Raw genomic sequence first — 14,466 nt, 5'->3', positions numbered from 1 at the left:
AGTCCTTGTTAGGGCCTTAGCCCGCCGCGCGCTGATCCTGCTGTTCCTGCAACGCCTCGCGCCGCCAGACCCCGATCAAGAGCTTCTTGAAGGCGGCATAGGTTTCATCAAAGGTTTCGCGGCCTCTCGCATAGGTCTCGCGGTTGAAGTCGCGGTAGTCGGCCTCGTAGATGCCGCTGACCTGCTCACCCGCTTGACCGATCAGCGCGGTGTAATCCTGCTTATGCGGGGACAGCACCCGGCCCATATAGGCCTGCATCAGGGCCGCCAGCTCGCCCTGCTGGGCGCTGTCGTAGCGGGTGATCACGGTGCGCACCGCATCCCATTCAAAGCTGAGGCCCGGCCGGCCAAGCGCACGGGCCGCCAGGTTCTCGCCCTCCTCGATCGAGGCAAAGGTCGAATGCAGCATGTCAAAGAAGCGGCCGGTGGAATCGAATTCCAGGAACGACGCCCCCATCGGCACCAGCAGGATATCGGCCGCCGACAGCCCGTTGATGGTAAGGTAGCCAAGCGCCGGGGGCGTGTCGATGAAGATCACATCGTATTGCTCCAGCACCCCGTCCGCCTCCAGCCGTTCGGTCAGCGCATCCCACAGCTTCCAGCTGCGCGCCGCCATCCGCCAGACCGGGATCTGGAATTCCGCCCAATACAGATTGAGCTGCGCGCCAATGAGGTCGATGTTCGGCCAGTGGGTGTCCTGGATCACGTCCCTAGCGGTCATCTCCATCGCCGCATCCAGCGCTTCGTCCAGCGGCTGGGGGGCATCGCCGCGATCCAGGCGGCGCTGGTTTTCCATGCGCAGATGCTCGCCGTAATGGCGCGCCAGCAGCGGGAAGGCGGTCTGCCATTCATCCTCAACCCGGCCGCCGAAGATCGAGGTCATCGAGCCCTGGCTGTCCAGATCAATCACCAGCACCTTGTAGCCGTCGAGTGCGGCCGACATCGCCAGATGCGCCGCGGTGGAGGTCTTGCCGACCCCGCCCTTGAAGTTCGCCACCGCGACCATCTTGGCGGGCAGCCCTTCGGGGCGGTAGGGGATGTATTCCTTGGCTTTTGATCCCTGGCTTCCGAAATGCGCCCGCAAGCGCAGTACCTCGTCCAGGGTGAACCATTTGGCGCCGCCTTCGGTCTCCGAGCGGCCCTGGGGCAGATCGGGGTTGGCCTTCAGCACCCGGCGGAAATGGGCCTGGGCGACCGGGATCAGATAGCGGGTGATTTCCCAGGTCGAGAACAGACGCAGCTCTTTGCGCCCCTCCTCGTTCATGCCGCGGCTGGCCAGATCGGCGCGCCCTTGGGCGCAGGCGGCAGCGATCTCGGCAAAGCCTGCGGTGCTGGCCGGGGCATCAAGATCCGCCAGGGCGGCATCGGGATCAATGCTGAAATAGGGGGGCAGGCTGCTGCTTGCCCGGGGAAGGTCTTTCCTGTGGATATCTCGCGCCATGAGGATCTGCCTGCTGTGTGCGGGCCTTGCGGCCCTGCCGGTGTGGAATGCTGCTGTTTGCTGCCCTGCAGCCTGATGTGCTGCCTTTTTGACATGATACCAGAAAACACCGCACATGGAAGCAGAATGCGCATCTCCCCTGATTTTTCTAAGCAAATTCAACAGTTGCGGCGGGTTCAGCGGCGGCTGTTCAGGGCTGTCAAAAAAATCTGCCCTGTTAATTATGAGTTATTTATTAGTTATAGGCAGGCAGGCAGCTGCGCAAAGCCCTTTTTTCATTGGCGATCGGGCAGGTTTTTTCCGGGGCAGCGACTCTGAAACCCCGATCAAACGACTCCGAACCCCCGACAATGCGATTCCGAACCCCCGTTGCCGCGGCTTGTGGATAACCCTAGGGTGAGCGTAATCAAAACCACGATAAAACAGCCGCACAGGATTCGCAGAAATCCGGCGGCCGGCAGAGCAGATTACGGGCAGGCAGATGGCAGCAGAGCTGACAGCGGCGGGGATTCCGCCAGAGGGGCAGGGGGATTTTTTCCTTTGCGATATCTTCGGGGCGATCCCCAAAAACGATCTGGCGTCGATGGAGCATCCGCTGTTCTCGCTGGGCACCAGGCCGGACCGGCGCATTCTGAACTACCAGCACAATGGCGCCGAGATCACCGTGGTGCCTTCGGTCAAAGGGCTGGCGACAATCCACGACAAGGACATTCTGATCTTCTGCATCAGCCAGCTGATGGCGGCGCTGAATGCCGGCCGCCAGGTGAGCCGGACCTTGCATCTGAAAGCGCATGACCTGCTGATTGCCACCAACCGTGAAACCAGCGGTGACGCTTACCGGCGCCTGCGCGAGGCGTTTGAACGGCTCGCGGGCACCCGCATCACCACCAATATCGTCACCGGCGGCCAGGAGGTCACGACGGGCTTTGGCCTGATTGAGAAATGGGAGATTGTCCGCAAAGCGCGCGGCGGCAAGATGGTCAGCGTGGCGGTGACGCTCAGCGACTGGCTGTACCGGGCGGTCCTGTCGAAATCGGTGCTGACGCTGAGCCGCGATTATTTCCGCCTCCGCAAACCCCTGGAGCGGCGGATCTATGAGCTGGCGCGCAAGCATTGCGGCCGCCAGAACAGCTGGCAGGTTTCGGTGGAGACGCTTCTGAAGAAATCCGGGTCGGCGTCACCGCGCCGGGTGTTCCGCAAGATGATCCGCGACATGATCACGGCCCAGCCCTTGCCGGATTACGCGCTGGAGGAGCTGGAGGGCGATTTGATCCGTTTCTCCCAGAAGGGGGCGGTGACCGAGGCGGTGCTGAATGCGCCCAGCCTGAAGCCGCAGACGCTGGAGGAGGCGCGCGCGCTGATCCCCGGCGCCGACGCCTATGCGCTGGAGGCCGAGTGGCGCGCCATGTGGCTGCGTTCCGGCGCGCCGCGTCTGCGTGTGCCGGATGCGGCGTTTCTGGGCTGGGTCCGCAAACGCGCCGCGCAGTAGCCGCTGCCGCGCCCCGGGCTGCCGGGGAACCCGGGTATTTGGAACCAGAAAGAAGCAGGCCGGCTTTGCTGTCCCTGCCGCTTCTTTCTGGTTCCAAATACCCGCGCCGCAGGCCTTCGCCTTTCCGTGGAAAGGCGGAATATGCCGCTATCAGATAGGTCAGTATGATTGACCAAATGTTTCGCGCGCGAAACATTTGGTCCGGATCGGCCTTATTTCCGGCGGGGTGTTTGCGGGATGCGGGCTTGCAAAACTGCAGCAGCGCGACCCCCGGTTCCGGGCCTCAGCGGAGGAGGGGGAGGGGAAACCTGAAACCGGGGGAGCGGCAGGCCGGGCCCAACCGGGTCCCGCCCGGGGGGAGGCGGGTCCGGCCGGGACGGTGCATCGGGGCGCGCGGGTTATCCGAAGTAGGCCTGGGGGCTGTAATAGGACAGCTGCGGGCCGGCGGCTGCCAGGCGCTCGCGCTGTTCCAGCGCCCATTGGCTGGCGATGCAGCCCATCACGCCGGCCACCGGGTAGAGAATGGCCAGGGCCAGCAGCGGCAGACCCAGGAGGAAACCTGCGGCCACGGCTGCCAGGCTTGCGATGAGGCCGGTGAGGGTGCTGATCAGGGTCATGGGCTTGTCTCCTTGCGGTGCGTCCGGGGGGGCCGGGGCGGTGCGTGTTTGCGTTGACCCTTTTCTAGCATGGGCAGAGCCGGTTGCCGGCTGCACCAAAGGATAGGCGCGGGGTGCGGAGGGGTATCCCCGGCCCCCATGGGTCAGGGTATCTGTCCGGGGGAGGCCGCAGAGCGCGGCGCCGGGAAGGGGGCCGGGTAGGGAAGCCGGGAAACGGGGCAGACGGCAAACATTAACAGGCCCGCCTCAGCCCTGACGGCTGAAGCGGGCCCGGACAGGCTGCGGGCCTCCCCCCGGGGCCGCGGCCTTCCGTTCTTGCGGCGCGGCGCTAGCCGCTGCCTTCTTTCAAGGCCTGCGACATGCTGGAGAGCACCGGGCTGATCAGGTAATCGGCCAGCGTCTGGCGGCCGGTTTCGATCATCGCCTGGGCCGGCATGCCGGGCAGCGCCTTCACATTGGGCAGGGCGGCCAGATCCGCCTCGGCAATGCGGATATGCACCGGGTAGTAGGATTCGCCGGTGGCCCGGTCGGTGCTGCTGCCCGCCGCCACCATCACCACTTCGCCGCTGACCGGCGGCGTGCTGCGGAAGCTGTAGGCGGTCAATTGCACCCGCGCCTGGCTGCCCATCGAGACCTCGTCGATATCCGCCACCGCCACCCGTGTTTCCACCAGCAGGCCCGCATCCTCGGGCATCAGCTCCAGAATGGTCTGGCCTGGATCGACCACCTGGCCCAGGGTGTTGATGGAAAGCCCCACCACCCGGCCATCGCGCGGCGCGCGGATGATCTGGCGCTCGGCCACGTCTCTTGCGGCGTCCAGGCGCTGGCGCAGGTCCAGCAGCTGCTCCTGCACGTCCTGGCTTTGCGCTGCCAGCCGCGCCGCCCGGTCGCGCCCGGCCTGCAGCCGCCGCTCTTCGGTCTCGCCGATCCGCTCCAGCACATTGCCGCGGTCGCTTTCCAGCGCGCCAAGGGTGCCCAGAAGGCCGCTTTGCTGCATCTGCCGCTGGCCGATGCGGGTTTTCGGCACCAGGCCTTTTTCAAACAGCGCAGTCAGATCGGCCAGTTCGCCCTGCACCAGCGCCAGCTGTTCTTCGGTGGCGCGGATGCGGGCATCGCGGCCCCCCAGCTGATCCTCCAGCTGGCTGACGCGGCCCTCAAGGATGTCCATCTGGCCCTGGTACAGCGCCCGGTTGGAGGTGAGCAGATCCTGCTGCAGCGCCACCAGCTGCGCCAGTTCCGGCGCCTGGGCAGTGAGCCGGGCCAGCTCCGGCCCCGGCTGCAGCACATCGCGGCCTGCGCGTTCCGCCTGCAGCCGCGCCTGCTGCGCCAAGAGGCTGGCCAGCTGGCCGTTCAGGATCGCCAGCTGCGCCTGGATGCGGCGGCCGTCAAGCCGGGCCACCACCTGGCCCTTGGCCACCCGGGTGCCCTCGGCCACATTCAGTTCGCGCAAAATGCCGCCCTCCAGGTGCTGTACCGCCAGCCGGTCGCCGGCCACGTTGAAGGCGCCGGAGGCCACCACCGCGCTGGTCAGTTCCGCCTTGGCGGCCCAGAACACCAGCCCGCCGAACAGCCCGAAGCCGCAAACCGCCATCCACAGCACCAGCCGCCGCACCCGTGTCGGCGGCCGCTGCGGCAGCGGCACATCCTGGCTGCTGCCCGCGGGCATCAGGTCGCGGAAGCCGCTGTTGGCGGCAGCACTGCCGGGCTGCGGCGCCGGGCTGCGGTCCTCATGTTCGACCAGGCTCATGCGCTTGCTCCTTCATTGCTGGGGCCGCTCCGGGGATCGTCTGCCGGTTTTGCCTGCCCGCCTTCGGCGTTGCGGTGGCGGAAGGGGGCGATCTTAGGGTCGTCCTGGGCCTGGGCGGCCTGGGCGCGGGCCAGCGGCTGGGCTGCTGCCTCGATCACATGGCGGGCCTCGCCGAAGCGGGCGATGCGGCCCTCTTGCAGCAGCGCCGCATGGCTGACCCGGCGCAGCAGGCTGAGCCGGTGGGTCACCGCCACCACCGCGGCGCCGCGGGCGCAGGCTTCCTCAATGGCGGCGGCCAGCGCCTCTTCGCCCTCGGGGTCGAGATTGGCGTTCGGCTCATCCAGGATGATCAGCTTGCGGTCGCCGAAAAAGGCGCGCGCAAGACCGATGCGCTGGCGCTGGCCTGCCGACAGGAACTCGCCGCGCGGGCCGACCTCGGCGTTGTAGCCGCCGGGCAGGGACAGGATCATCCCGTGCACCTGCGCCAGCTTGGCCGCGGCCACCACATCCGACGGCCTGGCCGCAGGGTCGAGGAGGGCGATGTTTTCCGCCACCGTGCCCTGGAACAGCTCGACCCGCTGCGGCAGGAAGCCGATATGCTGGCCGATCTGCGCCGGATCCCAATCGGTGAGGGCGGCATCGTCGATACGGATATGGCCGCGCACCAGCGGCTGCAAGCCTGCCAGCGCATGGGCCAATGTGGTCTTGCCCGCACCAGACGGGCCAATGAGGCCCAGCGACTGGCCCGGCTTCAGCTCGAGGCTGATGTCCAGGAGCAGCGGATCGGGCCGCCCCGGCAGCACCACGGTGGCGTTTTCCACCGACAGCCGGCCTTCGGGTTCGGGCAGGGTCAGCCGTTCCGGCGCGGCGCCCAGATGGGCGAGGAACATGTTCAGCCGCCCATGCGCGCTGCGCGCCTTCAGAAAGCCGCGCCAGCCGGCAATCGACTGTTCCACCGGTGCTGCGGCACGGCCCAAGAGGATTGAGGAGGCAATCATCAGCCCCGGTGTCAGCTGGTTGTTGATCACCAGCACCACGCCGGTGCCCAGAACCGCGATCTGCAGCCCCATCCGCACCGCCTTGGCCAGCGAGGTCATCAGCGCCATCCGGTCGGTGGCCAAGGTGTTGAACACCAGCGCCGAGAACGCCTTGAGCTGCCAGCGCTTGATCAGCGGCGCGGTCTTGCCCATGGCATGGATGAGGCCGGCATTGGCCATCATCTCACCCACTGCGGCATTGGTCTCAGAGGCTTGTTTGCCGGCCTCCTCCAAGGGTTTGCGGGCCATTATTTCGCTGAGCAGGCCCAGGATGAACAGCAGCGCGATACCGGTCAGCGCCACCAGGCCCAGGATCGGGCTGAACATGAAGATCAGCATCAGGAAAATCACCGACCAGGGCGCGTCCAAGAGCGCCAGGAACACCGGGCTGGTGACAAAGCCGCGCAGCTCCTGAATGTCGCGGATCGGTTCCGCCTGGCGCAGCGCAGGCGGCATCCGGCCGCTGATCATGCCGTCCAGCACCAGCGGGCTGAGCCGCGCCTCAAGCCGGGAGCCAAGCCGCGCCACCAGGCGCTGGCGGATCATGTCAAAGAGAAAAAAGAACACCAGCGCAATGGCTGCGCCGGTGGTCAAAGCAATCAAGGTTGGAATGCTGCCCGAGGCCATGACCCGGGCAAACAGTTGCAGCATATAAAGCGGCGCTGTCAGGACAAGGAGGTTTACAAAAATGCTTGCCGTGAAAATGGCGGCAAGCACGCCCCGCTGACCATCAAATACCCGTCTTATCTTCATTGTCGTAGCCCCCCGGCTGCACGAATTGAAGCTATAAAATCTGGAGAACAGCGCCCTGGTCCAAGGATGCAATCCTTGGCCGGGGACCAAATCGCTGTCCTGAACCAGGGCTGGGCGGGCCCGGGGTTGCCCCCGGATCCGCCGTTCCTAAGGCTCAGACGGCTGTGGGACCCCAAATGTTGTCGTAGCTGTCGTCAAAGCCGGTGTCAGAGGTCAGCACCCGGATCGCTTCATAGGAGCCCGCATCACCGGTGGTCACCGCGTTGATGCCGACGCCGCCGATCGGGATGGCGTCCTGTCCCAGCGAGGTGAACGGTGCCTCGTTGCCGGTCAGGCCGAGGATGTTCACCGTGGCGCCGCCAGCGCTGATGCTGGTGTCGGTACCGTCGTCGGTCACGGTGGCACCGCCGCCGTCCAGGGCGCCGAAGGCATCCTGCGCCGAGGTGCCAAGGCCGCCGCCCACATTGGTGACACGGAACAGAAGCACGTCGTGGTCCTGGTCGATGTCGAAGTCGTGGATGGTGTCGGTGCCATCCATGGAGGCAAAGGTAGCGCCATCCCAGGTCAGGTCGATGATAAAGACATCCTTGCCGTCGCCGCCGGTCAGGTCGTCATCGCCAGCGCCGCCTTTCAGGAAGTCGTTGTAATCGCCCTTGCCGCCGAACAGCCGGTCATCGCCCTCGCCGCCGTCAAGGAAGTCAGCCCCCTTGCCGCCATTGAGCAGATCGTTGCCGTTCTCGCCAAAGAGGCAGTCACGGTCGCTTCCGCCGCCCAGGGTGTCTTTGCCCTCGCCGCCCTGCAGCACATCCTTGCCGGAGCCGCCGATGACCCTGTCGTTGCCGTCATTGCCGTCAAGGAAGTCGTCACCGTCGTTGCCTTTGATGGTGTCATTGCCGTCGCCGCCATGGGCCACGTCATTGCCGGTGCCGCCATAGATCTTGTCGTCGCCGTCATTGCCATAAAGGAAGTCGTCGCCGCTATCGCCAAAGATCTTGTCGTCGCCGTCACCGCCCCAGGCTTTGTCGGAATCGTCGCCGCCTTTGATGGTGTCATTGCCGTCATCGCCATAAAGCCGGTCATGGCCGGCATTACCGAGGACCCAGTCGTCGCCGTCGTTGCCGTGCAGCAGATCGCCGCCCTTGCCGCCGTAGAGACGGTCATTGCCGTCGCCGCCATAGCCGTAGTCGGCACCGCGGCCGCCGACGATGACGTCATTGCCGCCTTCACCGAACATGGTGTCGTTGCCGGAACCGCCGCGGATGCGGTCATTGCCGTCTTCACCGCCGTCTCTCGGGGTGTAGCATTCCGGGGAAGCGACTTCTTTCAGCCCGTCGCCTTCATGGCCCTGCGAGGCCTGGGTCGGCACTTCGTCCTCGTCGCAGCAGTCCCAGTCGATCTTGTAGCCTTTGACATCGGCGCCGAGATTTTTGCCGCGGTCGCCGAAAATCAGGTCGCCCTGGGCGCCGCCTTCCAGCACGTCGTTGTTGGAGCCGCCGCGCATGGTGTCGTGGCCGGCACCGCCGTTGACGTCATCGCGGCCTGCGCCGCCATCCATCAGGTCATTGCCGCGGCCGCCCTGCATCAGGTCGTCGTCGTCTTCACCGAACATTTTGTCGTCGCCGCCCTGGCCGTCCATGGTGTCGTTGCCGTCACCGCCCAGCATGCAGTCGTCGCCATCGACCTGCTCGTCCTTGTTGCCGGTGCCGTTGTCGGCGCCGAAATCAAGATCGTCGTTCTGCGACTGGCGTTCGTCGCCGAACATCTCGTCGTTGCCGGAGCCGCCGATCACCAGGTCGTCGCCGAGGCCGCCTGACATGCGGTCGTCGCCGCCCTGGCCGTTCATCCGGTCGTCGCCGTCGCGGCCGTACATGGTGTCATGGCCGTCCTGGGCGGTTTCGCCGGACTGGCCCATGTCGCCCCACATCCAGTCGTCGCCGCCTTCGCCGTCGATGCAATCGTCGCCGAGCTCACCGTAAAGGTAGTCGCCGGCATCGCCGTCGGAAGCGCTGTAGTTGCCATCGGCGTCGTCGCCGAAGATGTGGTCGTCGCCCTTGCCGCCGAAGACGCTGTCGGTGTCCTCGCCGCCCAGCAGGGTGTCATTGCCGGTTTCGCCGTCGATGTAATCCCAGCCTTCTTCACCGTCGATCCAGTCGTCGCCGTCGTCGATGTATTTCTTGCCGTAGATCGGCACCTGGTATTCTTCCCAAGTGTCCGGGTTGACCTTGGTCTCATAGCCGGTGATCACCTGCACGTAATGGCCCTTGCCGTCGGCATTGCCGCCGAACAGGGTGTCATTGCCGGTGCCGCCTTCGATCAGGTCGTCGCCATCCTGGCCTTCGACATAGTCCTGGCCTTTTTCGCCGTCGATGCGGTTGTTGCGCTCATTGCCGTAGACCGCGTCATCGCCGGCGCCGGCGCGGGCATTGTCGCCGGCATCGTGGTCGTTCAGGTTGATCACATTGCCGTCGGTGCCGCCGATTTCGGTGGTGCCGTCATTGTAGTCCGGGTCGGTTTTCTTGTCGCTGAACCGGATGTCGCATTCGGGGTTGCAGACTTCCCAGTCTGGCGTTCTGTCTTCGATACCCATGGTAAACGTCCTCCTCATTAACTGTACTGTGCGGGGCAGGGCAGCAGCAGCTGCCTGGGTCAGTGCCCCTGCGCCGGGGTCTGCTGCGGTTGCAGCAGCGGCGGCGCGGGAAAGGCGTGATGCTGCCTTCTGGGTCTATTGCAGCGCAAAGGCCGGGTCTGCGATGCCCCCAAATGGGGACTGAATCAGTGATTTAGCCGATCATTTCCAGCCAGCCGCCCAACGCGCCGCCCAGCCAGCCGTCCACGATCTGCGCCGCCGCTGCCGCGGCCTCTTGCAGCGGTGTGTGCCACCAGGCGCCGGCCGCCAGCGCCGCCGCCGCCAGAAGCGCTGCCGCCAGCCTCCCGCGCCAGCGGCGGCGCGGCTGCGGCGCCGTTTGTGCCAGCGCCTCGGCCAGCGCCGATTTCAGCACCGGTTCAAACTCGATCCTGAGCGCGCCTTCCATCCGGTTCACCGCATCCTCCAGCTGGTCGATACGGGCGCTCAGCGCGGCGCGGTCGGCGGCGGCCTTTTGCGCCGCTTGCGCGCCCAGCCCCTCGTTCAAAGTGGTGAACATCTCGGCGATGCGCTTGTGCAGGGCCACCAGATCCGCCTGTGCGGCCAGCGGCGCGCCGTCGGGCCCGCCCTGGCGCAGGGCAGCGGCAATCTGTGCCAGCACTGCCGCACTCAGCCGCGGCGGCTGGGCCGGCTTGCCTGCAGTGTCCGGCCCGGCTTGCTCTGCTTTGGCTTGCTCTGCTTTGGCCTGTTCCGCTGCGGGCCGGTCCTGTGCGGGCCGGTCCTGCGCGGCGGCAGCTGCGGGGCGGGGGCTGCCGGCCGGGGCGGGCGGCCCCTGCACGGGTGCGTCAAGCGTCAGCTTGTTCATGACGCTCTCCCCAATGAGGCCTGCCAGGTCAGCCGCTGCGCCATCTCGGCGCGGCCCGCCGATTGCAGCTTGGCCAGCACCCGCTTGGCATAGGTGTTGAAAGTCTGTTCCTTAAGGCCTGCGATATGCGCCGCCTCGCGGTTGCTGAGCCCCAGCTGGATCAGCGCCGCCACCCGCGCCTCGGAGGGCGACAGCCCCATTTTCTGGGCCAGCATTTCGATCCGGGTGCGGTCGGGCTGGCGCGGCAGGATCGCCACCACCAGCGGCATGTCGGCGCCGGCGCAGCGGTAGCGGGTCAGCGACACCGGCAGCCGCATGCCGCTGTCGCGCTCCTCCAGGAACAGGATCAGCTCGCGCGGGTGCTGGCCCGAGCTGCCGCCGCCGCCGCGCTGGCTGCGGGCGCATTCGGCCACCGCCGCATAAAACCCCGCGGTCTCGCCCGGGCTGGCGCAGCTGAGGCGGCCGCTGCCGTCGCTGAGCAGAGCACCGCCATCCAGCATGTCGCGCCCCGATTCATTGCAATGCAGCAGCGTGCCCTCGCCATCCAGCACCAGCACCGCACTGTCGGTTTTCTTGGAAATGGTCCACAACAGCGCGCTGGTCACCGCCGCCTGGGTCTCGCCCGCCAGCTCGCGCAGACTGTCCTCGCGCAGCACCGGCCAGATCGCCTGCAGGATGTCGCTGCAATGGGCGTCATGCGGGCCGCCTTCCAGTTTCAGCGCGATCAGATCCTCGCTGCCGTCCTCAAAGCTGCAGGAAAACAGGGTCCAGCCGCGGCCCGCGGCCAGATCCGCCGCCAGCTCCGGGTCCGGCAGCCGCGCCGCCAGGGCCTGGGCTGCGGGCCCGCCTGCGCGCCGGGGCCGGAAGCCGTTGGCGGCCCCCGGCTGCAACTGGCGCCGCAGCGCCGCCGCGGCGGTGTCCGGGCAGGGTTCGCCCAGGCCTGCGGCGCTGGTCAGAACCGGGGCGCTGCGATGCCCCGGCTGCACCAGGGCCAGCCGTGCCAGAGAAGAGATTTGCCTTTGAAGTGACTTGGAAAACAATACCTTGCCCGTTTGCGCAACGGACGCACTCAACATAACCATGTTGCCCCCCGGCATGACATAATGAATGTCCTGAAGGTAGCACGCCGGCCGCTGTGTCAAACCGGGCAGAGGGGGTACGCCAAAGGCCGGAACGATGGCGGGCAGGGCCGGGCGGCGGCTGCAGAATACCACCAAGGGGGTAGCTTTTTGCGGTGGAAGAGGTCGATTCGAGTAACCAAGGGTTGTTTTGATTGTAGAAAAAATTCTCTTAAATTGTGAATTCTACCTTGGAAACACATCGTTTCCCCATTGGGGACACTGCCAATGGCGTAAGGGGGTTTTGGCAGAAGCTGTGGAAAAACAAGATTATAAGGCGGATTTCGCCGCCACCGCCGCCACGGCCCCGCCGGAAAGCACTGTACCGGGAGGGGAAGTTTCTTAACAAATTCGGCTGGTTTCGCTACGGTTTATCCACAGCAATGCGCATCAGAAGTGTTTGGACGCCCGTCTGCGCAGCCCGGCCCAAGAGGTTTTTTGCGGGCATGTTCTGTTTTTATCACGATCCGGAAACGGCGGCGCACAGCGCCGCCGGGGCCAAGTGGGCAGCAGGCGGGCGGACTGTGTTCCAGGGAGCGGCAGCGCATCGCAATAAGGGCCGTCTGCGGGGGCAGGCAGTCATAAAAGCGCGCTCCTGGAGGGACGGGGCCGGATGAAGATCCGGCTGGTGTTACGAGTAAAGGAGTTTAATGATGCCTGTCCATATTGTGGGGGAAAGCAGGCTTCTCAGGGACATGTTTCTGGCCATCTGTGAAGCACATGACTATGAGACCGGGCACTGCTGCGGCAGCCTGGCGGATTTGCCGCCGCTGCCGGCAAAAGACCTGGTTCTGTTCTACAGCCATAGCGCCGGGGAGGCGCTGGAGACGGAGCTGCGGGCCTTCCGCGCCCATAAAGGCGGGGCCTATCTGATCCTGATCACCGGCGATCAATGCCCGCCTGAGGTCCAGGCGGAGCTGAGCCAATATGCCGAGGCGGTGATCCCGGAACGCAAATCGGCCGATGCGCTGATTGCGGCGCTGCAGGTGGTGCAGGACGGCTACCGGATTGTGCTGCCCGGGGCAGAAGCAGGAGAGGCTGCTGCCCGGATGACGGTGCAGCCGCGGCGCAACGGGTCCGCTAACGGGTTCAATAACGGGCCTGATAGCGGACATGGCCTGTCGGACCGCGAACAGCTGATCCTGGCCAAGCTCACCGAGGGCGCCACCAACAAGAGCATCGCCAATGAGCTGGGCATCTGCGAGGCCACGGTGAAAGTGCATCTGCGCACCTGTTTCCGCAAGATCGGCGCCAAGAACCGCACCCAGGCCGCACTTTGGGCCTCGGAGAAACTGCCGCCGCAGGCACCGGACCTGCGCCGCCACTGACGGCGGCAGGCGGCACCGCCCCGGGCGGGCGCAAAAGTTTTCAAAAACTTTTGCCAAGACTTTTCGAAAAGTCTTGGGGTCCGCTCAGTCGCGCCGGTTGGGCAAAGCAGGCCGGAAGCGGCCGTATTAGAGCCTGTTTCCATGCCTCCGGCTGCGGTTTCATGGTCTGCGCCTGCGGCTAGACCTTGATCCTCCGAGCCTCCGGCACGAGCGCATTGATCCGGGCGATATGCTCCGGCAGGCAGCGGGTCATAAAATCATACTTCTCCACCACATGGGCGCGGGCCGCCGGGCCGATATGGGCATAATCCGCGGGGCTGGCCAGCACGTCCGCCACCTGATCGGCGAGCTTTTCGGGCGAGAAGAAATCCACCAGCAGGCCGGTCTCATTATGGGTGATCGCCTCGCGCACCGGGTCGACATCCGCCGCCACCACCGTGGCCTGCATCGCCATCGATTCCAGCAAGGACCAGCTGAGCACAAAGGGCATCGTCAGATAGATATGGCAGCGGCTGATCTGGATGATCCGGGTGAGGTCGTCATAGGGAACCTTGCCGAGGAAATGCACCCGGCTCCAGTCGACGCTATCGCCCAGCTCGTCCTCCATCTCGCCGCGCAGGCCGCCGGGGTGTTTGCTTTCGGCGCCATATGAGGTGTCATTGCCGCCGATCATCAGCACCCGCGCATTGGGGCGCTGCGCCTGGATCCGCGGCAGCGCCCGCATCATGACGTGAAAGCCGCGGGCGCGCTCCATGTTGCGGGCAATATATGTCACCACCTCGTCTTCGCGGCTGAGCGGGCGCTCCAGCCGCCCCAGGCCAACCGTGGCCTCCGGGTCCGGTCCCAGCTTGTCGGTGCGGATGCCGTCATGGCACAGATACATCCGGTCGTGGAAACTGGCCGGGAAGCGGTCGCGCTGCCAGGCAGTGGGCACATGGCCCTGATCAACCAGTTCGATGCTGGCATAAGGCACCGTGTTGCGGGCCTCGGCAAAGAAATAGGCCTGGTCGTTGGCCGGATTTTCCGGATCAAAACCCACCAGCCCGCCGGAGGTTCGGTAGAAATACTCAAAAAATCCGATCACCGGCACATCCGGGTAGGCGTCCTTGATGAACAGCAATTCGCCCCAGCCGGTGTGGCCGAGGATGATGTCGGGGGTGAACCCCGCATCGCGCAGCTGCCGCGCCGCCAGCGCCGCGCCCAGACCGGCGCCCGCTGCCGCCTCCCAGTCCTTGGAAAGGCCGAAGGCATCCTTGGCGGGACTGCGGAAGGGTTTGTAGGTGACGGTTCTGATCCCCTTCAGCTGCACGTCCTTGCGCTGGGTGAGGAAGACAATTTCATGGCCGCCTTGCGCCGCCAGCCAGGGCGCAAGCTCCCGGTACTGGCCGGGCATGTTCTGATGCACAAACAGGATTTTCATGAGTGTATGCTTGCCGTTCCCTGCCGCCGGATGCAAGTGCAGGCTGCAGGGAACGGCACGCTGCGGC

The 14,466-nt window shown here is 65.6% G+C and carries 10 protein-coding genes; 2 read left to right on the top strand and 8 right to left on the bottom strand.

Translation table 11 applies throughout. From position 1 onward, the window contains the following. Positions 1-16 precede the first annotated feature (16 nt). Positions 17-1,441 carry an AAA family ATPase gene (locus L1069_RS06620; RefSeq protein WP_237455128.1) on the bottom strand — a complete coding sequence of 475 codons (1,425 nt, stop codon included), beginning with the start codon at positions 1,439-1,441 and terminating at the stop codon, positions 17-19. A gap of 481 nt (positions 1,442-1,922) precedes the next feature. Here L1069_RS06620 and L1069_RS06615 point away from each other — a divergent pair, with 481 nt between their 5' ends. Then, positions 1,923-2,930 carry a replication initiator protein A gene (locus tag L1069_RS06615; RefSeq protein ID WP_129373250.1) on the top strand — a complete coding sequence of 336 codons (1,008 nt, stop codon included), beginning with the start codon at positions 1,923-1,925 and terminating at the stop codon, positions 2,928-2,930. A gap of 398 nt (positions 2,931-3,328) precedes the next feature. On the opposite strand, the gene L1069_RS06610 is transcribed toward L1069_RS06615, so the two are convergent. The 6 genes from L1069_RS06610 to L1069_RS06585 all read right to left on the bottom strand — a co-directional run bounded on the left by L1069_RS06610 (position 3,329) and on the right by L1069_RS06585 (position 11,615). After that, positions 3,329-3,547: a hypothetical protein gene (locus L1069_RS06610; RefSeq protein ID WP_134831384.1), complete on the bottom strand. Its 219-nt coding sequence runs from the start codon at positions 3,545-3,547 to the stop codon at positions 3,329-3,331. Positions 3,548-3,875: 328 nt separating this feature from the next. Then, positions 3,876-5,294, bottom strand: coding sequence for an HlyD family type I secretion periplasmic adaptor subunit (locus L1069_RS06605; RefSeq protein WP_237455127.1), 1,419 nt, complete (start codon positions 5,292-5,294; stop codon positions 3,876-3,878). Next, on the bottom strand, positions 5,291-7,084 hold the full coding sequence (locus L1069_RS06600) for a type I secretion system permease/ATPase (protein WP_237455126.1): 1,794 nt from the start codon (positions 7,082-7,084) through the stop codon (positions 5,291-5,293). Before L1069_RS06600 ends, L1069_RS06605 begins: the two co-directional genes overlap by 4 nt. 154 nt (positions 7,085-7,238) lie before the next feature. Further along, the gene (locus L1069_RS06595; RefSeq protein WP_237455125.1) at positions 7,239-9,671 is read right to left on the bottom strand and encodes a calcium-binding protein; all 2,433 of its coding nucleotides are present in this window, start codon (positions 9,669-9,671) and stop codon (positions 7,239-7,241) included. Positions 9,672-9,864: 193 nt separating this feature from the next. After that, positions 9,865-10,533, bottom strand: coding sequence for a hypothetical protein (locus tag L1069_RS06590; protein WP_237455124.1), 669 nt, complete (start codon positions 10,531-10,533; stop codon positions 9,865-9,867). Continuing rightward, positions 10,530-11,615: a helix-turn-helix transcriptional regulator gene (locus L1069_RS06585; protein ID WP_211037839.1), complete on the bottom strand. Its 1,086-nt coding sequence runs from the start codon at positions 11,613-11,615 to the stop codon at positions 10,530-10,532. The genes L1069_RS06590 and L1069_RS06585 overlap by 4 nt, the downstream gene beginning before the upstream one ends. Before the next feature lie 689 nt (positions 11,616-12,304). Between L1069_RS06585 and L1069_RS06580 the strand changes: the two genes are divergently transcribed. Beyond that, positions 12,305-12,979: a response regulator transcription factor gene (locus L1069_RS06580; RefSeq protein WP_237455123.1), complete on the top strand. Its 675-nt coding sequence runs from the start codon at positions 12,305-12,307 to the stop codon at positions 12,977-12,979. Between the two features lie 178 nt (positions 12,980-13,157). On the opposite strand, the gene L1069_RS06575 is transcribed toward L1069_RS06580, so the two are convergent. Continuing rightward, on the bottom strand, positions 13,158-14,399 hold the full coding sequence (locus L1069_RS06575) for a glycosyltransferase family 4 protein (RefSeq protein ID WP_237455122.1): 1,242 nt from the start codon (positions 14,397-14,399) through the stop codon (positions 13,158-13,160). Between the last annotated feature and the right edge of the window lie 67 nt (positions 14,400-14,466).

Origin of the sequence: Leisingera sp. MMG026, assembly GCF_021654205.1 — a bacterium.
Classification (GTDB): domain Bacteria; phylum Pseudomonadota; class Alphaproteobacteria; order Rhodobacterales; family Rhodobacteraceae; genus Leisingera.
Note: the sequence above shows the minus strand (reverse complement) of the source record. Positions and strands in the feature narration are given on the sequence as shown.